General features: G+C 63.0%; 22 protein-coding genes. 11 read left to right on the top strand and 11 right to left on the bottom strand.

Features of this window, described 5'->3' with window-relative positions:
• Window positions 1–508 precede the first annotated feature (508 nt).
• Window positions 509–1522 carry a formamidase gene (locus tag JQ567_RS06990; protein ID WP_212438124.1) on the bottom strand — a complete coding sequence of 338 codons (1014 nt, stop codon included), beginning with the start codon at window positions 1520–1522 and terminating at the stop codon, window positions 509–511.
• A 173-nt stretch (window positions 1523–1695) separates the two neighbouring features.
• Between JQ567_RS06990 and JQ567_RS06985 the strand changes: the two genes are divergently transcribed.
• Window positions 1696–2406 (top strand): cysteine hydrolase family protein, encoded by a 711-nt coding sequence (locus JQ567_RS06985; RefSeq protein WP_212438123.1) that lies wholly within the window; start codon window positions 1696–1698, stop codon window positions 2404–2406.
• Here the strand turns inward: JQ567_RS06985 and JQ567_RS06980 are convergent.
• The 3 genes from JQ567_RS06980 to JQ567_RS06970 are packed head-to-tail and all read right to left on the bottom strand — an operon-like array spanning window position 2393 to window position 5471.
• Window positions 2393–3217, bottom strand: a complete 825-nt coding sequence (locus JQ567_RS06980; RefSeq protein ID WP_212438122.1) for a carbohydrate ABC transporter permease — start codon at window positions 3215–3217, stop codon at window positions 2393–2395. The two genes, JQ567_RS06985 and JQ567_RS06980, sit on opposite strands and share 14 nt — an antisense overlap.
• Entirely contained in the window at window positions 3214–4137 is a 924-nt protein-coding gene (locus tag JQ567_RS06975) for a carbohydrate ABC transporter permease (protein ID WP_409363303.1), read from the bottom strand. Before JQ567_RS06975 ends, JQ567_RS06980 begins: the two co-directional genes overlap by 4 nt.
• A gap of 5 nt (window positions 4138–4142) precedes the next feature.
• Window positions 4143–5471, bottom strand: a complete 1329-nt coding sequence (locus JQ567_RS06970; RefSeq protein WP_212438121.1) for a sugar ABC transporter substrate-binding protein — start codon at window positions 5469–5471, stop codon at window positions 4143–4145.
• Window positions 5472–5768: 297 nt separating this feature from the next.
• Between JQ567_RS06970 and JQ567_RS06965 the strand changes: the two genes are divergently transcribed.
• Both JQ567_RS06965 and JQ567_RS06960 read left to right on the top strand, forming a co-directional pair.
• Window positions 5769–6788: an alpha/beta fold hydrolase gene (locus tag JQ567_RS06965; protein WP_212438120.1), complete on the top strand. Its 1020-nt coding sequence runs from the start codon at window positions 5769–5771 to the stop codon at window positions 6786–6788.
• A gap of 34 nt (window positions 6789–6822) precedes the next feature.
• Complete coding sequence (locus JQ567_RS06960) at window positions 6823–7791, top strand: fatty acid desaturase (RefSeq protein WP_212438119.1); 969 nt, start codon at window positions 6823–6825, stop codon at window positions 7789–7791.
• On the opposite strand, the gene JQ567_RS06955 is transcribed toward JQ567_RS06960, so the two are convergent.
• Together JQ567_RS06955 and JQ567_RS06950 are read right to left on the bottom strand one after the other, a co-directional pair.
• The gene (locus JQ567_RS06955; RefSeq protein WP_212438118.1) at window positions 7778–8389 is read right to left on the bottom strand and encodes a TetR/AcrR family transcriptional regulator C-terminal ligand-binding domain-containing protein; all 612 of its coding nucleotides are present in this window, start codon (window positions 8387–8389) and stop codon (window positions 7778–7780) included. The two genes, JQ567_RS06960 and JQ567_RS06955, sit on opposite strands and share 14 nt — an antisense overlap.
• 39 nt (window positions 8390–8428) lie before the next feature.
• Window positions 8429–9283 carry a VOC family protein gene (locus tag JQ567_RS06950; protein ID WP_212438117.1) on the bottom strand — a complete coding sequence of 285 codons (855 nt, stop codon included), beginning with the start codon at window positions 9281–9283 and terminating at the stop codon, window positions 8429–8431.
• A 73-nt stretch (window positions 9284–9356) separates the two neighbouring features.
• Here JQ567_RS06950 and JQ567_RS06945 point away from each other — a divergent pair, with 73 nt between their 5' ends.
• Window positions 9357–10724 carry an FAD-binding oxidoreductase gene (locus tag JQ567_RS06945; RefSeq protein ID WP_212438134.1) on the top strand — a complete coding sequence of 456 codons (1368 nt, stop codon included), beginning with the start codon at window positions 9357–9359 and terminating at the stop codon, window positions 10722–10724.
• 19 nt (window positions 10725–10743) lie between these two features.
• On the opposite strand, the gene JQ567_RS06940 is transcribed toward JQ567_RS06945, so the two are convergent.
• The 4 genes from JQ567_RS06940 to JQ567_RS06925 are packed head-to-tail and all read right to left on the bottom strand — an operon-like array spanning window position 10744 to window position 15831.
• On the bottom strand, window positions 10744–12381 hold the full coding sequence (locus JQ567_RS06940) for an ABC transporter ATP-binding protein (RefSeq protein WP_212438116.1): 1638 nt from the start codon (window positions 12379–12381) through the stop codon (window positions 10744–10746).
• Window positions 12378–13208 (bottom strand): ABC transporter permease, encoded by an 831-nt coding sequence (locus JQ567_RS06935; RefSeq protein WP_212413000.1) that lies wholly within the window; start codon window positions 13206–13208, stop codon window positions 12378–12380. The genes JQ567_RS06940 and JQ567_RS06935 overlap by 4 nt, the downstream gene beginning before the upstream one ends.
• 4 nt (window positions 13209–13212) lie before the next feature.
• Window positions 13213–14190 (bottom strand): ABC transporter permease, encoded by a 978-nt coding sequence (locus JQ567_RS06930; RefSeq protein WP_212438115.1) that lies wholly within the window; start codon window positions 14188–14190, stop codon window positions 13213–13215.
• A 24-nt stretch (window positions 14191–14214) separates the two neighbouring features.
• A complete protein-coding gene (locus JQ567_RS06925) occupies window positions 14215–15831 on the bottom strand; it encodes an ABC transporter substrate-binding protein (RefSeq protein WP_212438114.1) in 1617 nt (538 codons plus the stop codon).
• Between the two features lie 429 nt (window positions 15832–16260).
• Here JQ567_RS06925 and JQ567_RS06920 point away from each other — a divergent pair, with 429 nt between their 5' ends.
• A complete protein-coding gene (locus JQ567_RS06920; protein ID WP_192734913.1) occupies window positions 16261–16560 on the top strand; it encodes an HU family DNA-binding protein in 300 nt (99 codons plus the stop codon).
• 138 nt (window positions 16561–16698) lie between these two features.
• Here JQ567_RS06920 and JQ567_RS06915 read toward each other — a convergent pair whose 3' ends face one another.
• Window positions 16699–17478, bottom strand: a complete 780-nt coding sequence (locus tag JQ567_RS06915) for an SDR family oxidoreductase (protein ID WP_212438113.1) — start codon at window positions 17476–17478, stop codon at window positions 16699–16701.
• A 283-nt stretch (window positions 17479–17761) separates the two neighbouring features.
• Between JQ567_RS06915 and JQ567_RS06910 the strand changes: the two genes are divergently transcribed.
• The 6 genes from JQ567_RS06910 to JQ567_RS06885 all read left to right on the top strand — a co-directional run bounded on the left by JQ567_RS06910 (window position 17762) and on the right by JQ567_RS06885 (window position 26427).
• A complete protein-coding gene (locus JQ567_RS06910) occupies window positions 17762–18607 on the top strand; it encodes a CmcJ/NvfI family oxidoreductase (protein ID WP_212438112.1) in 846 nt (281 codons plus the stop codon).
• A gap of 126 nt (window positions 18608–18733) precedes the next feature.
• Window positions 18734–19969 (top strand): MFS transporter, encoded by a 1236-nt coding sequence (locus JQ567_RS06905; RefSeq protein WP_212438111.1) that lies wholly within the window; start codon window positions 18734–18736, stop codon window positions 19967–19969.
• A gap of 72 nt (window positions 19970–20041) precedes the next feature.
• Window positions 20042–21358: an aspartate aminotransferase family protein gene (locus JQ567_RS06900; protein ID WP_212438110.1), complete on the top strand. Its 1317-nt coding sequence runs from the start codon at window positions 20042–20044 to the stop codon at window positions 21356–21358.
• A 28-nt stretch (window positions 21359–21386) separates the two neighbouring features.
• Window positions 21387–23051: a hydantoinase B/oxoprolinase family protein gene (locus JQ567_RS06895; RefSeq protein ID WP_212438109.1), complete on the top strand. Its 1665-nt coding sequence runs from the start codon at window positions 21387–21389 to the stop codon at window positions 23049–23051.
• Window positions 23052–23053: 2 nt separating this feature from the next.
• Window positions 23054–25096: a hydantoinase/oxoprolinase family protein gene (locus JQ567_RS06890; protein ID WP_212438108.1), complete on the top strand. Its 2043-nt coding sequence runs from the start codon at window positions 23054–23056 to the stop codon at window positions 25094–25096.
• Window positions 25097–25191: 95 nt separating this feature from the next.
• Complete coding sequence (locus JQ567_RS06885) at window positions 25192–26427, top strand: ABC transporter substrate-binding protein (protein ID WP_212438107.1); 1236 nt, start codon at window positions 25192–25194, stop codon at window positions 26425–26427.
• The last annotated feature ends 141 nt before the right edge of the window (window positions 26428–26568 follow it).

Below are 26568 nucleotides of genomic sequence, written 5' to 3'. Positions count from 1 at the left end.
CAGAGGCGTACGGCGAAGGCGCGTGGTCCTGACACCCCGTTGCTGGTGTCAAGTTCCTGAGAAGCCAAAAGCTGATCGGGAGCGACGGTGGCAAGAAAGCCCGTTCACCGGGGAGATCGCGTTATAAGCCGTAAAGCCATTGCGCAGGGAAGGCCGGGTGTTCTCCGCTGCCCTGTATGCTCGTGTGCACTTTGTTTTGTGCAAACCGCACGCGAGACCGCGGGTGCAGCGCGCACCCGGTCTTCCCTGCGCCCTCTCATTGGAGGGCGGGAAGTTTCTGGCAAAGCTCGGACGCAATGCGTCGCGAGATCGCGAAAGTGCGTTTAGTGCACGGTGCAACAACAAACACGCTGTCGTCCCGGCCTTGAGCCGGGACCCATACTCCGCGTCCCCTATTGTTGAAAAAGAAAGATAACGACTGCAGTGCAAAGCAATTGCCGCCGGTGGCTATGGGTCCCGGCTCAAGGCCGGGACGACGATAGTAACGCCGGGACGACGTGGTGGGCAATCACTCGGCCGCCTTCGCCGTCTTGCCGAACATCCGTGTCGGCGCCGGAAAGCCGCACGACGTGCCGTCCGTCACCTTGACCTGATCTTCCCATGGCAGCCGGAACGTGCCCGCCACCATGTCCTGCATGAACGTATACGGGCAATCCATCGCGCCGCCCTTCACCGCGACATAGCCGCGGTGCCAGAGCTGGTAGATGTTGTTCTCGACGCCCCAGTGGATCCGCGCCTCGCGCACCAGGTCAGGGCGCACTTCGGCGGTGATGATCTCATCAGTGCGGCCGGTGGTGCCGTGGGCGATGATGCTGCCGTCGAAATTCACGATCATGCCTTCGCCCATGGAATCGAACGAGCCGTCGGAGCCGCACATGCAGACGTTGGCGGTCACCATCAAATTCTGGAACGAATTGGCCTGATTGGTAAAACGCCAGCTTTCGCGGATCGGCGCGGTGTAGCCGGCGGTGCGGATCATGATCTCCGCGCCCTTGTAGGCGCATTCGCGCGCCATCTCCGGGAACATGCCGTCGTGGCAGATGATCAATGCGATCCTGGCGCCCTTCGGTCCCTCGACCACGGGAATGCCGATATCGCCGGGCTCCCACGGCTCGACCGGAATCCAGGGATGGAATTTCCGGTAGTACAGCTTGATCTCGCCATGGTCGTCGATAACAAGACCCGAATTATAGGGATTGCCGTTCGGGTTGAACTCCATGATGGAGAAGCAGCCCCAGATCTTGTTGTCGATACAGGCATGCTTGAAGGCGGCGACTTCCGGGCCGTCGAGCCGGCACATGATCTCGGGATTGGTATCCATCGACAGGCCGTGCAGCGAATATTCGGGAAATACGACGAGATCCATGGTGCCGAGATTGCGCCGCGCCTTGCCGACCATGTAGACGATGCGCTCGGTCTGCCGCGCGAGGTCGGTCCTGGTCACGACAACAGGCAATTGCAGTTGAACCAGCCCGATCACGACGCCTTCGGGCGATTTGTTGAGGCCTCCAAGTCCGTTCATGTGTTCCTCCCGAATTTGTGGCGCTGCGGCAGGCCGCCCGCGTTTCGACGTTGCGATACCGCGATATTTTGCAACAAGCGTGCCAACTCGTTCCCGGCTTGCGCAAGAATTGTACAATGGCATGCGCCTTGCTTAATCTCACCGGAAATTACTCTCGGTCGGGCGCTTGCATCATGACGAACTCAAAGGGGCCATCCATCGGCAAGGTCGCCGCGGAGCCGGAGCCGATCGCGCTCGAGTGGGCGGCGACCGCGCTTCTGATCATCGACATGCAGCGCGACTTCATGGAACCCGGCGGCTTCGGCGAGACGCTGGGCAATGACGTGTCGCAGCTGGCGCGCGCGGTGAAGCCGATCGCTTCGGTGCTGGCAGCGGCGCGCGAAACCGGCATGCTGGTCATCCACACCCGCGAGGGACATCTGCCCGATCTGTCCGACGCGCCGCCGGCCAAGGTCGAACGCGGCGCGCCGTCATTGCGGATCGGCGATCCCGGACCGATGGGGCGGATCCTGATCCGCGGCGAGGCCGGCCACGACATCATTCCCGAACTCTATCCGCTTGACTCAGAGATCGTGATCGACAAGCCGGGCAAAGGCGCGTTCTACGCCACCGAGCTTGGCGACATCCTGGAGAAATACGGCATCGAGAATCTGCTGGTGTGCGGCGTCACCACCGAAGTCTGCGTCAACACGACCGTGCGCGAGGCCAACGACCGCGGCTATCGCTGCGTGGTGCTGGCCGACGGCTGCGCATCCTATTTTCCCGAATTTCACGAGATGGGCCTGAAGATGATCAAGGCCCAGGGCGGGATCTTCGGCTGGGTCACCAACTCAGCCGCGGTACTGGAAGCGCTTGCACCGGAGATTTCGGCTAGCCGCCTTTGACGGCGCCTGCGGTCAGCCCGGCCACGATCTGCCGCTGCGCCAGTACCGTGAGCAACAGAACGGGGAAGGTCACGATGAGCGCGGCGGCCGCAAGCGGCCCCCAGCTCAACTGGTCGAACGAAATCATGCTGTAGACGGCGACGGGCAAAGTGCGCGTCTCCCGACCCGCCAGCACGATGCCGAACACGAAATTATTCCAGGAGAAGATGACCGCGAGGATGAAGGCAACCGCAAGTCCCGGACGCGCGATCGGCAGCGCCACATGAAGGAACACCTGCCAGCGCGTGGCGCCGTCGATCAGAGCGGCTTCCTCGAGCTCCAGCGGCGTGGTCTCGAAATAGCCGATCATGATCCAGATCACGATCGGCACCGTAACCACGAGGTGGATGATGATCTGCGGCACCAGCGTGCCGAGCAATCCGAGCCACTGGAACAGAAGAAACAGCGGGATGAGATAAGACAATCCCGGCGTGATGCGCGCGATCAGGATCACGATTGCGGATTTATGCGCCGCCATCCGCGCGATGCCATAGCCGGCGGGGACGCCGACCAGCATGGCGAGGCCGGTCGCGGTGCCGGTTACCACGAGGCTGTTGATGAAATAGGTCAGGAAGCGGTTGGAGGCGAGCACGTCGGCATAATTCTTCCAGGCAAAGCGCTCGGGGAAAAACACCGGCGGGTAGGCGGCGTTGTCGACCTCGAACTTGACTGACAGCGAGGCCATCCAGAGAAAGAACAGGATCGCGGGTGATACGACCACGAAGATCGCAAACCACAGCCCGATCTTGCCGAGGATCTGACGGAGATTCATGCGCCGCTCCCGATCTCGGTCCACATCGTGCGCTGGCGCAGATGCAGCATCAGCGCCGCCATGGCGACGATCAGCAGGAAGAAGATCACCGCGATCGCCGACCCATAGCCGAGATCGTAATAGATGAAGGCGACGCTGTAGAGATAGAGGTTGATGGTCTCCGACGCCGAGCCGGGCCCGCCTTGGGTGATCGCGAAGATGATGTCGAAGCTCTTGACCGCGTCGATCATGCGGATCATGCCGGCGATGAACAGGAACGGCGTGATCAGCGGCAGCGTGATGTAGCGGAACACCTGCCAGACGCTGGCGCCGTCGATCTGCGCGCTTTCATAGGGCTCGGTCGGGATCGCGGCGAGGCCGCCGAGCACGATCAGCATCACCAGGGGAGTCCATTGCCAGGTCTCGACCAGCACCAGCGAGGGGATCACGGTGCCGGGATGGAACACCCACAATTGCGGCGGCAGGCCGACCAGCGACAGCAGGTAATTCAGCACGCCGAGCTGCGGGTGGAACATCATGGTCCAGACCAGCGCGATCGCCACCGGCGTCGCCATCATCGGCATGATGAAGACCCCGCGCAGAAAACCGCGGCCGGGAAATTTGGCGTGAAACACCACGGCCGCAAAGGTGCCGAGGATCAGCGGCAGCAGCACCGACAAGGCGGTGTAAAGCAGGGTGTGTCCGACCGCTTCGACGAAGCGCGGATCGTTCGGCATCCGCACATAATTGGCGAAGCCGACAAAGGTGGTCGGCGAGCCGACCTTCCACTCGTTGAGGCTCATCCAGATCGTGAACACCCATGGGAACACGATCACGGCGAGCACGACGACCAGCGCCGGCACCACGAACGGCCAGTAGGTCGGCGGCCGCCATTCCTGCCCCGGCGCGGGATCAGCCGCGGCCGGAGTGACTTCTGCTATTGCCTTCACGCTTTTTCGCTGCGCTCCAGGATCGGGCGGAACTGCTCATGAGCCTTCTTCAACTCCGTCGCGGGATCAGCACCCGAAAGGGTCGAGGTGAGGGCCGCGCCGACGAGATCGCGGAATTCGGCGACCGGGATGATAACGGGCAGGCCGAGCTTGCTGATCTTGGCGGAATCGATCACCGACTGCAGCCATTCCTTCGGCATCTTGACGCCGGCCTGGATCTCCGGGTCGTTGAGGATGGAGTTGCGGAACGGCACGCCGCCGCCGGCCTGCAGCAGCCGCGCGCCTTGCTTCTTCGAGACCGCCCATTGGCACAAGAGATAGGCCGCTTCCTTGTTCTTGCTGGCGGCCGCGATGCCGATGCCGTCGCCATAGGTTGCCGAATATTGTCCCTTGGATCCCTTGGGCACCACGGTGTAGCCGACCTTGCCGACGATGCGCGAGGCGGCGGGGTCTTCCAGCGGCGGCGCCCAGCCGACGCCGTCGATCCACATCGCCGAGCGGCCCTGCGTGAACGAGGCCATCGACTCCATCCAGTTGAAACCGGCGACGCCGGGAGGCGCGACCTTGGTCAGCAGCGTCTGGTACAGCTTGGTGGCTTCGATCGCCTCCGGGCCGTCGGTCAGGATGCCGCCCTTGGCATCGAGGAATTCGCCGCCGGCGTTGAGGAAGAAGTTGGTCCACAGCGTCATGTTGGCGTTGCGCAGGCCGCGCCCGACGAAGCCGAAGGTGCCTTCCTTGGCGTCCGTGAGCTTTTCGGCGGCTGCGACCATCTCGTCGAAGGTCTTCGGCACCGCGACGCCCTTCTTCTGGAACAGCTCCTTGTTGTAATAGAGGATGAAATAGTCGACCGACCACGGCAGGGAGTGCATCTGCCCCTTGTCGTTCTTGGCGTATTGCAGGCCGCCGGCCGAGAAGTCGCTTTCGACGAGGTCGGGCGCCGTGAGATTCGGGTCCTTCATGTAGCCCGAGATGTCGGCGAGCCAGCCGGCCTTTTCGAACTGGCGCTTCTGCACGTGGTAGCTCAGATGAACCACGTCGAAGCTCGGCTTGCCCGAAGCGAGTTCGATCACGGCCTTCTGGCGCTGTTGCTGTTCGGGGATCTGCTCCGACTCGACCTGGATGCCGGTCAGTTCGGTAAATTCCTTGATGTTCTTTTGAAAATTGTCGCCGCGCGGACCCTTGGCGAGGATCACCTCAAGCTTGGTGCCGGCGTATTTTTTCCACTGTGGTTCGGCCGCGCGGGCCGGGAAGCCGGTCAGGCTCAGCGCGCCTGCGGCGGCGGTGCCGGCCAGAACGGAACGGCGCGAGATCAGATGATTGTTCATTGTTTTTCTCTCCCTGGGTCGGCTTGTTTTGCGGCGATAGTAACGTCCGTGCGTGGCCTGCCTAGCCCCCTTCGTGCGGTATTATGGTGGAAGGAGCGAGGGGGCGAGGCGGCGGATCAGCCGCGGGCGTGCCATCGAAGCAATTCGTTGCTTGCGGCCGCACCGTCAAACCGTGTTCCTGCAATGGCAAGACGCGCGTTACCGGCGATGGCAAACGCCTTCGCACCGCGCGCTTGCAATCGTATCTATATAATGTACTACTAGTACAGTTAATGTCGAGGCACCGGAGCCGGGCAAATGACGACCAGCGGCGACTATCAGGTCTTCGAGGCGGGCGACGTCCAGCTTCAGTCTGACGTCGTGTTCCCTTCCACGCGTCTCGCCTACAAGACCTATGGGAGCCTGAATGGGCGGAAGGACAATGTGATTGTCTATCCGACATCGTTCAGCGCGCAACACTTCGACACCGAATGGCTGATCCAGCCCGGCGGCATCCTGGATCCCGACCGCTACTTCATCGTCATCCCCAACCTGTTCGGCAACGGCCTGTCTTCCTCGCCGTCGAATTCCGACATCACCCCGTTTCCGGCGATCAGCTATCACGACGCGGTCGCGGTTCAGCGCCGGTTGCTGGTGGAGCAATTCGGCATCTCGAAAATCGCGCTGGTCTATGGCTGGTCGATGGGGGGCATGCAGGCCTACCATTGGGCGGCCTGCCATCCCGACATGGTGGAACGCGCCGCCATCGTCTGCGGCAGCGCGCGGTGTTCGCCCTACAATCATGTATTCCTAGAGGGCGTGAAGGCGGCGCTGACCACGGACCCCAATTTCAGGGACGGTCGCTTCATCGCCAAACCTTCCGCCGGCCTTCGCGCCATGGGGCGCATCTATGCGGGCTGGGCGATGTCGCACGCCTTCTACCGGGATGAAGTCTGGCGCGAGGCAGGATTCACCTCGCTGGAAGACTATCTGGCGCGCTCCTGGGATGAAGCCTTCGCACGGCGCGACGCCAACGATCTGCTCGCGCAGATCGGCATCTGGCAGCGTGGCGACATCAGCCAGTGCCCGGAATTTGGCGGCGACATCACCCGCGCGCTCGCAGCGATCAGGGCGCGGGTGCTGTTGATGCCGGGGCAGACCGACCGTTACTTCGACGTGCGCGACAACGAGGCCGAGATCGGCAAGCTCGTCAATGCGAAGTCGGCCGAGCTCCATCCGATTCCGTCGATCCACGGTCACCGCGCCGGAAATCCGATCAACTACCCTGCGGATCGCGCATTCATCAACGCCGAGATATCGGCGTTCCTAAAACGTTGAAAAACAGAACCCATCCAATGAGGCGATTGCAACCATGAACATCGTGACGTCAGTTGAACCAAAACTCCGGGAGAAGCCGCTCAGTCCCGCGATGCTCCGCGAACTCTCGGAACGATCGGATCTTCGAGGCGCCGTGCGCACCGTCAGCCATTACGGCGCAATTGCCATTGTTGGGACCGTGGTATGGCTGGTCTCGTCGATTTACGGATTGGCTTGGGCCTTGCCGCTGATCGTCGTGCAAGCCTATCTGGTGGCCTTCCTGTTCATGCCGATGCACGAGACCGCCCACAAAACGGCGTTCCGGAGTCGCGCGCTGAATCTCGTCGTGGGCCATCTGTCGGCCTTCATGATCGCGCATCGCTACGAGTATTACTGCCTGTTTCACTGGGACCATCATCGCTACACGCAGGATCCCGACAAGGATCCGGAATTGATCGTCGGCCCGAAACCGTCCTCGGATACGCAACTCGCGATCGCCTATAGCGGCCTTGTTCAGATCGCCGGCCGTGAGGCGCTGATGCTGCGTCACGCGCTGACCGGCAAGGTCGCGCTGCCCTGGATTCCCGAGAACAAGCGCCACATCATCGTGCGGGAAGCGCGCCTCTATCTCGCGGGCTATGCGCTGCTTCTGCTCATCTCGCTCGCGCTTCACACCGCTATTCTGCTCTGGGTCTGGATCATTCCGCTGCTGATCGGCCAGTTGATCCTGCGGCCCTACCTCTATGCGGAACACACCGGGTGCGAGCGAACGCGCAGTGCCTTCGACAACACCCGCACCACCTATACGGGCGCCGTGATGAAGTGGTTCGCATGGAACATGCCCTATCACGTCGAGCATCACGCCTACCCGTCGATACCCTTTCATGCGCTGCCGAAATTGAACCGGATTGTCGACGATCGGATTGCGTTCCGGGGGCAGGGCTATCTGGCCGTGACGCGCGAGACGTGGGCCTGGTTCCGCCGCGAGCGGCGTAAGCACGCCCCGAGCGTCAGCGGCTCTTGATGATCAGCAGCGTGTCAACGAGATTGCGCGCTTGCGCCGGCGAGATCGGCTTGATGCCGAAGATGTAGCGATAGAAGAGGCTGCCATAGATCGCGTCATACAGGTCCTCCGGCGCGCCCGCCGCTCCGATGCTGCCATCCTGCTGGCCAGCAGCGATCAGTTCGACCAGGGCTGTCCTTCGGTATTGCAGATAGCGCTCGTAGAAAATCTCCGCAGACCCGGTGTTCGAGATGCATTCCGAGATCACCGCGAGCTGTACCTTGCCAAACTCACCCTGCAGTGCTTTCGCGTAAGCCGCGGCGTGGCTTCTCAGGCGGTCTGCCGGCGTGCCGGTACTCGGCAGCGGCAGCATCAACGAAGCGTGGTGCAAGAACGCGTCGATCAGCAGCGCCTCGCGCGACGGCCACCATTTGTAGATGGTCATCTTCGAGACATTCGAATCCCGCGCCACCGCATCGATGCTGGTGGCGGCAAGGCCCGTGGTTGCCATCAGGGTGTAGGCGCTTTGCAGAATGGCGTTGGTCGTCTCGGCGGAACGGGGACGACCACGGCGGGTTGTTGCCGTGTCGCCGTCCGGTTCGCCCTTGCCCTTCGCCATGATCCGGCTTTCCCGATGCCGCGAGATCGGCGCTGCCGGTTACGCCTTGACGAAGGCGAGCAGGGTGCCGTTGCCGGCGGCGGGTGGCACGATCATGCCGCCACCGCTCCGGACGCCCGTCGCGCCAAGCGCCTTCTCGGCTGCGGCGACGTCGGCCTCGATCACCAGTCCCGCGCCGCCACGCTCGGGCAGACCGGTCAGCGATACCTCGGGGTAACGCTTGCTCAGTTGATCCCTGGTCAGGAACACGAAGTCGGCGCGATCGGAGCCCGAGGGTACGGCGATGGCGCCGTCCTGTTCGGTTCTCACGTCGCGATCGATCATGCGCGACATATGCGCGGCGTCGTTGGCGGGCTCCGGCGACACGATCAGCACCTGCCGCAGGCGCTTGGCGCCATTGGCGTGCTTCATCAGTTCGGGAATCCACACCGTCTCGCGGGTCTTGTGCTGGCAGGCGAAGATGCGCACGCCGCCCGGCGCTTCCGCGGTCGGCCACTGGAACGTCCGGAATTTGGCTGCCGAAATGGTGCCATCGGGCATCGTCACCGGCCGTTCGAAATCGGTCGGTCCAACCGGCGGATAGCCGCGCGCGCGAATCTCTTCGGCGCCGTCGGCGGAATCTACCGCGGTGAAGGCGATGCGCTCGATGCCTTCGCCGCGTTTCTCCAGAAACGCGCGCGCCGGAGCATTATGTTCTGTCGGCGTCAGTACACCGAGCAATTCCATATAGTCTGGGTCGAACATGATGGTGTAATTGCCCGATCCCATATGTGGACTGTGGGTGCCGCGCGGCGACACCGTGAAGCCGAGCCGCCTGTAATTTTCAGCTGATTTGTCGAGGTCCTTCACCATGACCACGGCGTGATCTATTCCGACGACGTTTTTGAGTGCCACTCTGCTATTTCCCCGGGCTGATTAGGCGTACTAAGCTAACCATTCGATCTGCCGCCCGCAAGAAAGGATCATGATGAATAGCGCTGAAGTCCGCTGGCCGAATTCGCTGTGGGCAGTAGTGACGCCATCAGGGCCTGATCTTCCGGAATTGATCGGGACGCAGCAGGCCGATGTGATCGTGATCGGTGCGGGCTTCACGGGACTATCGACGGCGCTGCATCTGCGCGAGGCCGGCGTCGATGTCGCAATCGTGGAAGCGGCGGAGCCGGGATGGGGCGCGTCAGGGCGCAACAACGGCCAGGTGATTCCGACGCTGTCGCGGCCCGACCCGGAAGACATCATTGCCAAACACGATGCGGTCGGCGAGCGCTTCGTCGGCATGCTGCGCGACAGCGCGTCGACGCTGTTCGAGGTGGCGCGGCGTTACAAGATCGAGGCCGAGCAGGAGCAGGCCGGATGGGTGCAGCCGGTACATTCGCCAGGCCGTATCAAGATTGCCGAACGCCGGGTGAACCAATGGTCGAAGTTCGGTGCGCCCGTCGAATTGCTGTCGCGCGATCAGGCGCGCGACATGACGGGGTCGGATGCATGGTACGGCGGCTTCTGGAACAAGACCGGCGGCCATATCAATCCGCTGGCACTGGCGCGCGGATTGGCGCGAACCGTGCTTGAGCTCGGCGCACGCATCTACGCCCGTTCGCCGGCCATCAGTTTCGAGCGTCGCGGCGATCTCTGGGTGGTGAAGACCGGAAAGGGCGAGATCAGCGGCCGTGCGCTGGTGGTTGCGAGCAACGCCTACAGCGGCGAATTCTCGAAATCGCTGGTGCCCGATATCGCACACGAAGTGATGCCGGTGCTGTCCTGGCAGATGTCGACGCAGCCGCTGTCAGACAACGTGCGCAAGACCATCATCCCCGGCCGCCAGGCGCTGTCCGATACCCATGGCGAACTGTATTTTGCGCGTTACGACGCGCGCAATCGGCTGGTCACCGGAGGCGCCGTGCTCGGCCCCGGCAACAAGGTCGAACGGATAAAGGCTGTTGTGACGGAGCGCTTGCAGCGGCTGTGGCCACAGATCGGCGAGGTCTCGTTCGATTATGTCTGGAACGGCTATGTCGGGATGACGGCGGCCTTCTTGCCGCGCATCCACCGGCTGGGACCGAATGCCTATGGCTGGACCGGCTGCAACGGCCGCGCGGTCGCGCTGACGATCCCGCTTGGCAATGAATTGGCAAAGGCGGTCCGAGGCGTGCCGGAAAGCGAACTGGCATTGCCGTTTACCGAACCTGTGCCGTTCGTGGCGCACGGATTGCTGCGCAAGATCGCACCCTGGATGCTGCTGCTCTATCGGCGCCGCGACGCGCAGGAGCTGCTCAAGGGCGACCATTTCGAGTTGCTTCGATGGGCCGAGTATTTTCTCGCCTCGCGCCATCAGCAGTGACCGTTGAACAGCAAACGTTCTAGCTGACGATCAGGGCATCGCGCTTGCGCGTGAAGTCGCCGCCGGGGATCGAAGCCAGCAACGCTTGCGTATAGGGATGCTGCGGGTTGCCGAACACTTCGCCTGCGAGGCCTTGTTCCACCACGGCGCCATCCTTCATCACGGCGACGAGATCGCAGATTTGCGCGGCGACCCGCAGATCATGCGTGATGAAGACGATGGAGAGGCCGAGCCGCTGCCGCAGTTCGGCGAGCAACTTTAGCACCTGCGCCTGCACCGAAACATCGAGCGCGGAGACCGGTTCGTCCGCGACCAGCACGGCCGGCTTGAGCGCGAGCGCACGCGCAAGACCAATGCGTTGCCGCTGGCCGCCCGAGAATTCATGCGGAAACCGGTCGCCGGCGGAAGGATCGAGTCCGACCAGCGCAAACAATTCCCGCGCATCCGCGATTGCCTTGGCGCGCGGCGTGCCGTGCACGATCGGTCCCTGCGCCACCAGTTCGGCCGCCTTGCGGCGCGGATTGAGCGAGGCGAACGGGTCCTGGAACACCATCTGTATGTGACGGGTCTCGCGGCGGACGTTCTCACGCGACATCTTCGCCCAGTCATTGCCTTCGAGCAGGATCGATCCGTGGTCGGGATCGATCAGCCGCACGATGCAACGCGCCAGCGTCGATTTGCCGGAGCCGGACTCGCCGACGATGCCGAGCGTCGCGCCTCTAGGCAGGGAGAGCGACACGTCCTTGACCGCGGGTGTCACGCGCGCGCCGCGGCCGAGGAAGCTGCCGGTGCGGTAGGTCTTGGAAACATCCGATATCGTCAAAATGTTCTCGGTCGAGAGCGCGCGCGGCGGCGGCGCCTTCAGCGGCGGCACGGCGGCGATGAGTTGCCTGGTGTAGGCATGCCTGGGATCGTTCAGCACCGTATTTGCCGGGCCCTGTTCAACGATCGCGCCGTGCTGCATCACCACGACGCGGTCGGCGATCTCGGCGACGACGCCGAAATCATGGGTGATGAACAAGACTGCAGCCTTCCGTCGTTGCTGCAGGTCACGGATCAGCTTCAGGATCTGGGCCTGCGTCGTGACATCGAGTGCGGTGGTCGGTTCATCCGCGATCAGGAGCTTTGGGTCGAGCGCAAGCGCCATCGCGATCATCGCGCGCTGCCGTTGGCCGCCCGACAGTTCGTGCGGATAGGCCTTCGCCGCGACCTTGGGATCAGGGATCCGCACGTCGGCGAGCAGGGCCAAAACCCTGGTGGCGATTTCGGCCTTGGACAGTTCGGTGTGGATCGAAAACATCTCGGCGATCTGATCGCCGATGGTGCGCAGCGGATTGAGCGCGGTCATCGGCTCCTGGAAGATCATCGCAATGCCGGCGCCGCGCACCTGGCGCATCTCAGCGACGGTGGCGGAGGCGAGGTCGCGGCCCTCGAACATCACCCGGCCGGCGTCGATCGTTACGTCGTTGGGCAGCAGGCGCATGATGGCGTTGGCCATCATCGATTTGCCGGAGCCGGATTCGCCGACCACGCAGAGGATTTCATCCGATGCGATCGACAGCGACACGTCCGACAATGCGTGCCGCCGGTCCGCGCCCGCCGGCAGGCGGACGCCGAGGTGCTCGATCGAGAGGACGGTGTTCGGCGGCTCGCTCATCGGCTCTTCAGCCTCGGATTGAGCGCGTCGTTGAGGCCCTGGCCGACCAGCGACACAGCCAGCACCGTGACCAGGATGGCGATGCCGGGGATCGCCGAAACATACCACTGCACCCGCAGCACATCGCGGCCGAGGCCGATGAGGTTGCCCCAGGACGCCACGTTGGGATCGGACAGGCGCAGGAACGCCAGCGCGCTTTCGAGCAGGATCGCGACCGCCATCACCACGCTGGCGTAGACAATGACCGGCGGCAGCGCGTTGGGCAGGATTTCGCCAAGGATCAGCTGAATGTCCTTCATGCCAAGGGTGCGGCCGGCCTGGACGAATTCGCGGTTGCGCAGCGACAGGAACTCGGCGCGGGTGAGCCGCGCCGGCGCCGGCCACGACACCACGCCGACCGCGATGGTGACGGTGGTCAGCGTCGACCCGAACACGGCGACCAGAACCAGCAGCAGCACGAAGTTCGGCAAGGTCTGGAAGGCCTCGGTGATCCGCATCAGCACGGTATCGACCCAGCCGCCATAATAGCCGGCGAAAGCGCCGACGAAGATGCCGATCAAAATCGCAATCGCCGTGGCGACGCCGCCGATCAGCAGTGAAATCCGCGCGCCGTAGAGAATCTGTGCGGCGATATCGCGCCCGGAATTGTCGGTGCCGAGCAGGAAGCGCGGATTGGAGAACGGCCAGATCAGGGGCCGGCCGGCGAGTGCGAGCGGATCGCGCGGATAGAACCAGCCGGCGCTGACCGCCATTGTGATCACGATCAGCAGCAGCACCAGGCCTGCGACCGCGGCGGGACTGCGGAAATAGCGTTTGACCGCATCCATCGTTCTACCCTTCCGCCGAGATGCGCGGGTCGAGCCGCGCATAGAGGAGATCGACGGCGAAGTTGACGACGATGACGAGGAGGGCGGAGACGAACACGATTCCAAGCAGGGTATTGAGGTCGCGCTGCACGACCGACTCGTAGGCCAGCCGTCCGAGCCCGGGCAGGGAGAAGACGCTTTCGACCACCACCGACCCGCCCAGCATGGTGCCGGCCTGCAGGCCGATCAGCGTCACCATCGGGAGGAGGGCGTTGCGCAACACGTGCCGCGTGACCACGTGGGTCTCGTCGAGGCCCTTGGCGCGGGCGGTGCGGACATAATCGAGGTTGAGCACCTCCAGCATCGAGGCGCGCATGATGCGCAGATAGATCGCAAGGAAAATCAGCCCGAGCGTCAGCGTCGGCAGCACGAGATGCTGGGCGATGTCGATGGTGCGCCAGATGCCTACTTGAACTGTGCCGATATTCTCAAAACCTCCGGGCGGCAGCCACTGCAGATAGACCGAGAACACCACGATCGCCATCAGCCCGAACCAGAATGAGGGCGTGGCGTAGAATACGAGACCAAGCGTTGAGATCAGCGTATCCGGCCAGCGGTTGACACCACGCGCCGCGATCACGCCGAACAACAGACCGAAGAAGAACGCAAACGACAGAGACGCCGTCATCAACAGAATGGTCGGCGGCAGCCGCTCCAGGATGACTGAGGCCACCGGCTTGCCATAGATCGAGGAAAAGCCGAGATCGAGCCGCACCAGGCGCCACAGATAATTGCCGAGCTGCGCCGGCACCGAGAGGTCGAGGCCGTAAAATTTGCGCAGCTCGCGCGCGGTCGCGGCGTCGCCGCCGCCCATCTGCGCCATCATCGCATCGACGGTGTCGCCCGGCGCGAACTGCAGCAGCAGAAACACGCCGATCAGGATCAAAAACAGGGTCGGGATCGAGGCGGCGAGCCGCCGCCCCGCAAGGCTCAGGATGCGCATAAACCTATCTTGGCCGATATGGCATCAGGCGGAAAGCCAAAGATCGTGCCAGCTTGATGAACCCCAGCGCGGGGTGTTGGAGTGGTTGCGCGCCTTGGCCGAGATCACGGTGACGAAAATCTGCTCGATCGGCATCCAGACCGGCAGCTCGGCATTCACTTCCTTGACGAACTGGCCGTAGAGCGCCTTGCGCTTGGCGGGATCGACTTCCGTTGCCGCATCGTCGATGGTCTTGTCGACGGCTGCGTCCGTCCAGTTCCACTGGTTGGTCCAGGGCGCGCCCTTGGGCTGGCCGGAGCGATACCAGACCGTGGTCGAGACCGCGGGGTCGTTGCGGTACTGATGCCAGCCGGTCGCGAGATCGAAGGCGTGCTCGTCATAGACCTGCTTGAGGAAGCCGCCGCCGTCGTTGCGCACGATCTCCACGGGTATGCCGATCTCACCCAAGGATTGCTGGATGAACGTCGACCACAGCGAGATGTCCTCGCCCCACGGCGCCGGAAGCAGTTTTAGTGAAAACCGCGTGCCGCCGGCGCCCGCCTTGAAGCCGGCCTCGTCGAGCAGTGCCGCGGCCTTGGCCTTGTCGTAGGGATATTGCGGCGTGTTCGGTCCGGGATAGAAATCCGTCGAGGTCGAGGGGATCGGGCCGGTGCCGAGCTTGGCGAAATCGCCAAGGAAATTGTCGATGAAGAACGGCACGTTGATCGCGTGCGCGATGGCGCGGCGGACCTTGATGTCGGACAGTTCCTTGCGGCGGAAGTTGAATTCGAGCGTGTTGGTGCGCGCGTTGCCTTCATTGCCCTTGGTCGAAACGACGAAGCGCTTGTCCTTGGCGAGCCGCGCCATGTCCGAGATCGTCAGGCCCGAGAACGGGCTGTAATGCAGTTCGCCGGCTTCCATCTGCGCCGCCGCCGCGGCGCGGTCGGTGATCACGCGCCAGACGATGCGATCGAGATAGGGCGCGTTGGGGCGCCAGTAGTCCGGGTTGCGGTCGACGATGACATATTGCCCGCGCTCGTATTTGACGAACTTGAACGGGCCGGTGCCGACAGGCGCGAGATTGGTCGGGTTCGGGCGGATGTCGCCGCTCTCGTAGAGATGCTTGGCCGAGATGTAGCCGAGGTCGGGCAGCGCGCGCAGCAGCAAATTGAGCGGCATCGGCCGCTCGTATTTGAAGATCGCGGTCTGCGGATCCGGCGTCTCGACGGCCGTTAGGAACAGCTGCAGCGTCGAGCCGTAGTTGAGGATCTTCTTCCACATATTCATGGCGGTGAATTCGACGTCGGCCGAAGTGAACGGCTTGCCGTCGTGCCAGGTGACGCCCTTGCGCAGCTTGAAGGTGACGGTCTTGCCGTCGGGCGAAGCTTCCCAACTTTCGGCAAGAACGCCGACCGGTTTGCCGCTGGCGTCGAGATCGACGAGGTTCTCCTGGATCTTGCCACTGATGATGTAGACGCCGGTGGATGCCTGAATGCTCGGATTGAGCTGGCGCTGCTCGGCGCCGTAATGAACGTTGAACACGCCGCCCTTCTTCGGCGTTTCCTGCGCGAAGGCCCGCATCGGATTGATGACGTTGGCAGCAATCGCGGCCGACGTCAGCAGCGCGGTGCGGCGATTGATCTCGAGGCGGGTCAAATCCATGCGAAACTTCTCCAAGGTACATCGGATTGCAGGCCGTTTTTCGATGGCTGCATTTGGCCCTGATGTTACGATGAAGGGGAACCTTGAGTCATTTTCTAATCGGCGCGCGATCCGGAAAATCGTTCTGCAAATACATGCGTGCGCACGGTCGATGCACCGACACCGGTTTTGCTCACACCGGGATTTCCACCCGTTGTGATTGAAACGAAGCGAAGTGAAAGGTTGGAAATTGTCGAAAAACCCTGTCCGGCAAGGTGTTTTGTCGCACTATGCCCTGATTATGGCGGACGCCGAGGCTTAAAAACTGGCCTATTTGCCGCGAATCAGTACAAGTCAACTAGCGATATAGTTGTGCAGAATGTCGAAAAGCCTGTTTTTTTAGGCAATTTCCGCCATATCGTGCCTCTGCCAGAATCAAATGGAGCAACCATGGCTACCCAAATGTCTAAGTCGCAGCTGATCGAGAAGATCGCGACCTCCACCGAAGTTTCTAAGAAGGAAGTCAAGGGCGTGATGGATGCGCTCGTTGACGTCGGCCACAAGGAGCTCAAGAAGAACGGGGTGTTCCTCGTCCCCGGCTTCGCCAAGTTCGTCGTGGTCAAGAAGCCCGCGACCAAGGCTCGCAAGGGCACCAACCCCTTCACGGGCGAAGAAATGATGTTCAAGGCCAAGCCGGCGCGCAAGATCGTCCGCGCCCGCCCGGTCAAGGCCGCCAAGGACGCAGTCTGATAGCGAAAAGGCCTCCGGTGACGGAGGCCTCTTTTGCCCGGCCATAGCGTTTTCGAGCGAAGTGGTCACCGGTTCGCGTCAAGAAAACGCGTCAAGACCGGTATTCCGGTTCTGAATCCATCAGAACCGGGGTGCCGCTTAGACCACCGGCGACCGGCCGCCATCGACATTGATGGCCGTACCGGTGATGTAAGAGCCCTGCTCCGAGGCGAGGAAGCAGGCGAGGTTGGCGAATTCCTCCGCCGTGCCCATCCGCCCGAGCGGAACGCCCTTGGCGAGGTCGCGGGTGAAAGCGTCAAAATCGGTATCCGGCGCCTTCTGGGCATGCCGCTTGACCCATTGATCGCTGACAATCAGCCCGACCAGCATCGCATTGACCAGGACGTTGTGCGGGCCGCCTTCGTTCGCCATCGCCTTGGTCAGCGCCATGCCGGCCGCCCGCGAGACCGAGGTCGGGGTTGACGCGGCAGCCGGCGCCTTGGCTCCGATGTTCAGCACGTTGATGATGCGGCCCCACTTGCGCGCCTTCATTCCCGGCCAGACCAGCCGGCTGAAACGGATCGCGGCGAACAGTTTCAGGTCGAGGTCGTCCTGCCACATTTCGTCGGTCACGGTCTCGAACGCCATCGCGCGCGAGGTGCCGGCATTGTTGACGAGGACGTCGACCGGGCCGAGATCGGCGGCGATCGCCTCATGGGCCCTGACGATATCCGCCGCCTTCGAGACGTCGCAGACATAGTCGCGGACCTCGACGCTCTCCTTGGCGAGTGCTTCGCGCGCGGCCTTCAAGTCCTGTGCGCCGCGCGCCAGCAGCGCGACCTTGGCGCCCGACTCGGCAAAGCGGCGTGCGACGGCAAGCCCGATGCCCTTGCTGCCGCCGGTGACGGCGGCAACGCGGCCCTTCATGGTGACGTTCATTTTTTCCTCCCTGGATACGGCGTCTTTGCGACCGCTCCGTGCTGTAACGCCAGACGGACGGGGAGAGTAGATCGATCCGAGCATGGCGAGGCGTGTGTTTTGCGGGCTAACGAACCCGTGAAGTGCAGAAATATCCATCCGGGACAGCCGGTCCGCGCGACAAGGATGTTTCCCGCATCGCACCTGCGAGAACGGCAATTTTGCTATTTCCAATGCGGTCTTGCGGGGGAGGGCCGGCCAGCCAAAATCAAATCGAACCAACAATAGAGTCCAGGAGAATGCCATGGGCCTGCAACAAGCAAAACTCGAGTCGCTTCCGTTCGTCACCGGCGAACTCAACTACCTCGCGCCAACCCCCGGAAAGCCGCGCACCTACGCCTTCGATCCGCCGCCGGGCGAGCCCCGATCGACGGCGCTGCCCGAACCCCATCAAGTTCCGATCTTCGACGCCCGCCTGATCGCGGGCAGTCTTTCGCTGGACCGCGAGGGTTTTGCCCTGGTCCGTCACCCGACCGCCGTCCGGGACTTCTACGACGATAAGGAGGTGCGGAATGTCTACTATCCCGCCGCCGAAGCTTTTCTCCGCGCAACGCTGAAAGCCGATCGCGTCGTGATATTCGACCATACCGTTCGCAAGCGCGTGGAGGGGGCGGCCGATGTGCGGGGCGCGGGCCCGCGCCAGCCGGCCACACGGGTCCATGTCGACCAGACCGATTTGTCAGGTGCAAACCGTGTCCGCGAACATCTGCCCGACGAGGCGGACGAACTCCTGAAGGGCCGGGTCCAGGTGATCAATCTGTGGCGGCCGATCCGCGGACCGCTGCGCGATACACCGCTCGCGATGCTGGACGGCCAGACGGTCGCGCCCGGCGATCTCGTCGCCTCCGACCTGATCTATCCGAACCGGCAGGGCGAAACCTATTCGGTAAAGTACAACCCCGACCATCGCTGGTACTACATTCCGGAGATGACCGCGGACGAGGCGCTGCTGCTGAAATGCTACGATTCCGCCACCGACGGCCGCACGCGATTCGGGCCACACACCGCCTTCATCGATCCAACGACGCCGAAAGACGCCGCGCCGCGCGAAAGCATCGAGTTGCGGACGCTGGTGTTCCACAAGCACTGATCGCCCCGCCGGGAATGCCGATTGGCATTCCCGGGAATACCGATTGGCATTCCCGGGGATACCGATTGGTATTCCCGGCGTATCGGTGTTAGGCCCGGCTGTAACAAGGCCGGGAAGAAACGGAACATGCACGGCGGCAAGGCCGACGACGCGGATGTCAACATCCGCGCATTGATTTTTGCGCTTCTGGCGCTGGCCTGCGGTTACATGCTGTCGACCCTGCTGCGCACGATCCCGGCCGTCAGCCTCGACGTGATGGCCGCGGATTTCAAAACGTCGCCGCAGGTGCTGGCGAGTCTGACCTCGATCTATCATTTTGCCTTCGCGGCGTCGCAGATTCCGGTCGGCGCCGCGATGGACCGCTTTGGCGTCCGGCCGGTTTCCCTCAGTCTCTTGATTGGTACCATCGTTGGCGCGCTGGCATCGGGCCTGGCAACGGGGCCGGAGAGTTTTCTGTTCGGACAATTCCTGCTCGGGGTTGCGAACTCGGGCATGCTGATGTGTCCGATGACGCTGGCCGCAAAGCAATTATCCCCGGGGCGGTTCGGCCTGTGGTCCGGACTGATCCCGTCGATCGGCAATATCGGCATGCTCCTGTCGTCGAGCCCGCTCGCCTTTGTCGTCGAACTCTGGGGATGGCGGGCAGGATTCTGGATTTCCGCCGCCTTCGGCGTGGCGGTAGCGCTGGCCGTCTACGCTCTGGTGCCGAACCAGCGGGCTGAGCACTCCGATCGCTCGTCGCCGCTCTCGCAGATGGTCAGTGTCTTGCGCATCGGCCTGTCGTATCGGCTGCGCGGCCTGATTGCCATTGCGCTGGTCTCGCTGGCGGCCGTGCTGGTGCTGCGGGGATTGTGGGGCGGGCCATGGCTGATGGAGATCAAGGGGCTCAGCCGGATCGGCGCCGGCAACGCACTTGGCCTGTTCACGATGGCGCTGATCATCGGGCCGGCTCTGATCGGTGTTTTCGACCGAAGATTTGGCCGTCGCCGCGAAGTGCTGGCGGCCTCGCATTTCCTGGCGGCGCTGCTGCTCGCCTTGATGGCGGCGGGCGCGTCTCATTTTCCGATCTCGGTCCTGTTCGGCGTAGCGGCGATGCCGGCTCAGTATGACACCGTCCTGCTCGTGCTGATCGGTTTTGCCATGTCGGCGCAGCCGCTGGTGTTCGGCATGACGCGGCAACTCGTGGACCAGCAGAACACCGGCAAGGCGCTGTCAGCGATCAATCTGGCGTTCTTCCTGGGGGCGGCGCTGATGCAATCGGCAACCGGCGTGGTCGCGGCGCTCCTTGGACTACCTGCCGTGCTGCTGTTCATGGCCGCGGCGCTGATCATCGGGACAATGCTGTTTTTGCTGTATACCTAGCGGACCGTTTCCGGTTTTCGTCATAAGCGGCTACAAGATCAGGCTGAAGTTCTAGCGCTGGTGGAATATCGCATGTATCCGGATTCAAATTCTTCATCGCAAAAAATGTACAACCGCGCACTGGCGAGCCTGCCCGGTGGCAATACGCGCACCACCGTCTTCATGAAGCCTTATCCGATCTACGCCGCGCGCGGCGAGGGATGTCGGGTGTGGGACCTCGACGGCAACGAGTTCATCGATTGCATCAACAATTTCACCTCGCAGATTCACGGCCATGCACACCCAGTGTTGATCAAGGCCGCGACCGTGCAACTTGCGCTGGGATCGGCGTTCGGAATGCCGACCGAATCCGAGGTCGACCTTGCCGAACTGCTCGCCGCGCGATTGCCGTCGGTCGACCAGGTGCGGTTCTGCAATTCGGGTACCGAAGCTGTCATGATGGCGTTGAAGGCCGCCCGCGCCCACACCGGACGTCCCAAAATTGCGAAGTGCGAGGGCGCGTATCATGGCTCCTATGACTATGCCGAGGTCAGCCTTGATCCGACGCCGGAAGCCTGGGGCCGCAACGCACCGGTTTCCGTCGCCTACGCCAAGGGCACGCCCGACAATGTGCTGGCCGATGTCCTGACCATTCCGTTCAACGACACCGAGGCCGCGGTCAGCCTGATCCGCGAGCATGGGCCTGAACTTGCCTGCGTCCTTGTCGATCCCATGCCCAATCGCGCCGGTCTGGCGCCGGCCGATCAGTCCTATCTGGAGGCGCTGCGCAAGGTGACGCGCGAGGTCGGCGCGCTGCTCGTGTTCGACGAAGTGATCACGTTCCGTCTCGGCATTCACGGCGCGCAGGGTCTGTTCAATATCGACCCCGACCTGACCACGCTCGCCAAAATCATCGGCGGCGGGTTTCCGGTTGGCGCGGTGTGCGGTCACAAGGAATTCATGGCCGTGTTCGACCCCCGGCCGGGCAAGCCTGCGCTGCCGCATGGCGGCACATTCTCCGCCAATCCGGTGACGATGCGCGCCGGTATCGCGGCGATGGAACTGCTGGACGAGGCGGCGTTCGCGCGGCTCGATGCAATGGGGGAGGCGGTTCGATCAGGGATCGACGCAGCGTTCCGCCGCCACAATGTTCCCGGCCGCACCGTCGGGCTCGGGTCGCTGCTGAAGGTACATCTCGTCGATCGTCCGGTGCGCGACTATCGCTCGGCCTATCCGACCGAAGCGGAAGCCAGGCGTCAGGTGGTTTTCAACCAAGCGCTGCTCAATCGTGGCGTGCTGGCGGCGGGCAATGGATTGATGGCATTGTCGACCCCGATGACGGATGCCGATATACATGCGATCATCGATGCCGTATCCGGCGCGATATCGGAAGTGTCGGCCTCGCTCTGAGTTCAAGAACAACAACAACAAGGCAAGAATGTCCGCCAAGATCGATCCCATCACACGGTCCGTCGTCCAGCATCGGCTCAGTTCGATCGTAAAAGAGATGGGCGAAGCCATGCTTCGCACCTCCTATTCACAGATCCTCAATTCCAGCCGCGATTTTTCGCTGGGCATTTGCGATACGCGCGCCCGCCTGATCGCGCAGGCCGATCATCTGCCGGTGCATGTCGGCGCCTTGCCATGGGCGACGATCGCGGTGGAGGAGCGGTTCAGGGACGTCAAGCCGGGCGACGTCTTCCTGCTCAACGATCCCTATTGTGGCGGCAGCCATCTGCCTGATCTCACGGTCTTCGTGCCGGTGTTCGACGGCGACAAGCGGTTGCTCTGGACCATCGTCCGCGCCCACCAAAGCGATATCGGCGGCGCGACGCATGGCGCCTACAATCCCGGGGCAACGGAAATCTGGCAGGAGGGCCTGCGCATTCCGCCGATCAAGCTTTCCGAGGCGGGGCGCCCGCGCGAGGATCTGCTCGAGATGCTGGCGCTGAATGTGCGAAACCCGCGTGAGTTTCGCGGTGACCTTGCCGCGATGCTGGGCGCGGCGCATCTCGGCGAACGTCGCGTCGCAAAACTGTTCAGCGAATTCGGCGCGCCGGTCGTCGAAGCCGCGATCGAGGCAATTCTGGACGCGACCGAAGCGCAGACCCGCGCCGTGGTCTCGACCTGGAAGGACGGCGTCTTCCACGGCGAGGCGTTTCTCGACGATGACGGCCATGGCCGCACGGATATAAGGATCGCGGCCAAGGTCACCAAGAAGGGCAGCGATGTCGAGGTCGATCTGACGCAGTCCGATCCGCAGTCGACCAGTTTTGTCAATTCCTCGCATGCCAACATGCAGGCCGCGGTCGCGATGGCCTTTGCCTATCTGATCGACGCTGACATCCCCAAGAACACCGGCGCGCTGCGGCCGCTGAAGGTGATCGCCAAGCAGGGGACGATCGTCTGGGCCGATCCGGGCCGGCCGGTGACGTTGTGCACCAGCCATCCTTCCAACGAGATCGTCGAAGCGATTGTGAAGGCATTGTCGGCCTCCTGTCCGGAGCGCGCGATGGCCGGATGGAGCCGCAGATTCCGGATTGCGATCCAGGGTGAAGACCCGCGCACCGGCAAGAGCTTCATCTGGCATCTGTTTCAGGCGCGCCCGGGCGGCGGTGCATCCTCGGGCGGCGACGGCTGGTCGTCGATCGGCGAATGGCACAGCGTCGGCGGACTCAAATTCGGCAGTCTCGAAGTCGCCGAGGCGCGCTTTCCGTTGCACTTCCGCCGCCACGAATTCCGCGAAGGCTCGGGCGGCGACGGACAGTTCCGCGGCGGTCTCGGTGTTGCCCTCGATCTGGTGCTGGAGACCGAAAAGCCGTCGCGCGGCAACACCGCGGGCGACGGCGCACGCCATGGTCCCTGCGGCATGCTCGGCGGCGAGGACGGCGAGCCGCATCATTATCGCCTGCTGTCCGAGGGCCGCGAGCCGCGCGTATTGCACACCAAGGAAGTCGGCATCGAACTCCATCCCGGCGATTGTCTCGAGATACGCTCGTCCGGCGGCGGTGGCTGGGGGCCACCGTCCAGGCGATCGGCGGAGGCACGGCGGCGCGACGCCGAGCAGGGATTGACCAGTGTTTCCGCGGAGCGACGTGGCTGACGATGTACACAATCGGAGTTGACGTCGGCGGAACCTACACCGACCTGGTGGCCACGGATGCGTCCGGGCGAACCATATTTGCAAAATCGCCGTCGACGCCGGCCGACCAGTCGATCGGCGTCATGACCGGGCTGGAAGAGCTGGCGCGGCGGCTGAACACGACACGCGCGGAAATGCTCGCCGCCACAGATCGGCTGGTGCACGGGACGACAGTTGCGACCAACGCGTTGCTGGAGCGCAAGGGCGCCAAGGTCGCGCTCTTGACCACCGAGGGCCATCGCGACGTCATCGAAATGCGCGAAGGCCTCAAGCCCGACCGCTACGATCTGCGCTCGCCGCCGCCGGAGCCGCTGGTGCCGCGCGAACTGCGTTTTGGCGTTCGCGAGCGGCTCAAGGCGAATGGCGAGGTCTTGATTCCGGTGGACGAGAGTTCCCTGGATGAGGCCATTGCGGGCATCAGGAAACTGGGCGCGACCTCGGTCGCGGTGTGCTTCCTGCATTCCTATCTCAACCCCGTCCACGAACTCACCGCGGTCGAGCGCCTGGCAAAAGAACTGCCTGACGTCATCGTGTCGCGTTCCAGCGACGTGCTGCCGCAGATCAAGGAGTATGAGCGCGTCTCGACCACGATCGTGAACGCCTATGTCGAACCGATCGTGCGACGCTATCTCACCAGTCTCGAACAGCGCCTGAAGGAGGCCGGCCTCAAGGGCAGCCTGTTCGTCATCCTGTCGCATGGCGGCATGGCGCCGGTCGAGGAAGCCTCACGCCTTGCCGCGGGTACGGTGCTGTCAGGGCCAGCGGGCGGGATGTCAGGCGGCCGACGCTGTGCCGAGCTGCTCGGCATTCCCGATCTCGTGCCGTTCGACATGGGCGGAACCAGCACGGACATCTCTCTCATTTCGGACGGACAGGCCTCGCTCTCCGCCGATGGCCTGCTCGCGGGCCAGCGCATTGCGTTGCGCAGCCTCGATATTGCGAGTATTGCGGCCGGCGGCGGTTCTATCGCCAGCGTCGATGGCAGCCGCACGCTGCGGGTCGGTCCGGAAAGCGCCGGCTCGATTCCAGGCCCGGCCTGTTACGGCAATGGCGGGCAGGCCGCGACCGTCACCGACGCCAATGTCGTGCTCGGCTATCTCGATGCGGCGGCCTTCATGGGCGGGCAGCGCCCGCTCGACCGCGCGGCGTCGGAAGCCGCGGTCGACCGCATCGCCGCATCCATGGAGCTCTCGCGCGTCGAGGCCGCCGCCGGCATTTACCGCATGATCAATTTGAACATGGCCGACGGCATCCGCCTGATGACCTTGCGCCGCGGCGTCGATCCCAGGAAATTCGCGCTGCTGAGTTTTGGCGGCGCGGCGGGTCTGCACGCGGCCGAAGTCGCGCGCGAACTGGAGATCAAGCGCATCATCGTGCCGACGGTGGCCTCCGTGCTGTCGGCATGGGGAATGCTGACCAGCGATCTGCGCTATGAGATGAGCCGCACGCATTATGGCAAGGCAGCGCGCATTTCAGCCGGCGAAGTGCGTGAGCTGTTCGCCGAACTGGAGCAGGCGGCCGCCGGCCGGCTGCGCTCATGGTTCAATGGCCCACTGTCGATCGAACGCTCGGCCGAAATGCGTTACGGCGAGCAGATTTTCGAGATCGACGTATCGCTGGATGGTCTCGACTGGAACGCGGCCGACCTCGTCGACCAGATCGAGCAGCGCTTCCATCGCAAGCACGAGGAACTCTATACCTATGCCTCGCCCGGCCAGGAGGTCGTGTTCGTCAACGCGCGGGTCGCGGCGGTCGGCGCCGTTGCGCCGAACGATCAGAACACGCGCCCGGCGGCATCCGCAGGCGTCTGTGAGCCACGCGGCAAGCGACAGGCGTTCTTTGGCGGCTGGCGCGAGGTGCCGGTCTATGCGCTCGATACGCTGCAGCCTGGGCATTCCCTGACCGGCCCTGCCATCATTGAGGCAGAAACCACCACGGTGCTGGTCGATACCGGCGACCGCGTCAGCGTCAATCCGCTCGGCTGGCTGGATATTACCCTGCGCTGAACACAAGAATTGATTTCAACAGCGCCGGATTGGGCAGTATGGTCGCAAGCGCTGGGTTAGGCGTCACAAGCTTGAGTTAGCGTGAGGCCATGTTCATGAAAACAATAAAAGAAACTGGAACTATCCTGGCCCTGTTAGCCGCCGCGCTGTTCGCCGGCATGCCGATATCAGCGCGACAGGCCCATGGCGGCGGCGTCACCGATACCGAAATCCGCATCGGCAACATCATGCCCTATAGCGGGCCCTTGGCCGCATTCGCGGCGATCGGCAGGGCTGAAGCCGCCTATTTCGACATGATCAATGATCGCGGCGGCATCAACGGTCGCAAGATCAAATTCATCTCCCGTGACGACAGTTCCAATCCGAAGATGGCAGCCGAGCACACAAGTCAATTGGTGGAGCAGGAGAACGTGCTGCTGATGTTCGGCTCGTTCGGGACGCCGAGCAATCTGGCAACGCGGACCTACCTCAATGAAAAGAAGGTGCCGCAACTCTTTGTCGCGTCCGGCGACGAGGAGTGGGCGCATCCCAAGCGATTTCCGTGGTCCATGGGCTGGCAGCCGACGTTTCGGGCCGAGGGACGGATCTACGCCAACTACATCCAGGCCTCCTATCCGAGCCACAAGATTGCGGTACTCTGGCAGAACGATCAGTTCGGACGCGATCTGTTCAGGGGATTGCAGGAAGGGCTCGGCGTCACCGCCCGCATGATCGTGGCTGACATCGCCATCGAGGCCGATATGTCGATCGATGCACAGGTCGACATCCTCAAAAATTCCGGGGCCGAGGTGCTCGTGCTCAATTGCGCGCCGCCAATCTCGGCGCGTGCCATCCGCAGAGCGGCCGAACTGGGTTGGTATCCGGTGGTGGTGCTAGTCAATGCGGCGGCATCGATCGCGAATGCGCTGAGACCTGCCGGGCTTGCGAACGCCGCCGGCGTGATCTCGACCTCGTTCCTCAAGGACGCCGGCGACACCACCTGGAAGGAAGACCCTTCCATCAAGACCTGGCTGTCATTCATGGACAAGTATTATCCCGACGGCGACAGGGAGGATAGTTACGCCATCTTCGGCTATGCCGTGGCCGAAACCCTGGTCCAGGTATTGACCCAGTGCGGCGACGACCTGTCACGCGAGAACATCATGCGGCAGGCTGCGTCGCTGAAGAATTATCAGAGCCCGATCATTCTGCCGGGCATTGCCATCAACACGGGACCTGCGGATTTTCATCCCATCAAGCAGATGCGGCTGGTGCAATTCGACGGCAACGCCTGGCAGCCGATCGGCGACGTGATCGAGAGCGCGTTTGCGAGCAAGCCGGGCGATAATTGACACTATCTCTCCGTCGTCCCGGCGAACGCCGGGACCCATACGCCGTGAAGTCAATTGTTGCGGGACGTCTCAGTTGCCTCGTTCCAATAATGAGGGCCGCAGAGTATGGGTCCCGGCTCAAGGCCGGGACGACATAAGCTA

Origin of the sequence: Bradyrhizobium sp. AUGA SZCCT0431, assembly GCF_018131065.1 — a bacterium.
Lineage (GTDB): Bacteria > Pseudomonadota > Alphaproteobacteria > Rhizobiales > Xanthobacteraceae > Bradyrhizobium.
This window is presented reverse-complemented; position numbering and strand designations above follow the sequence as displayed.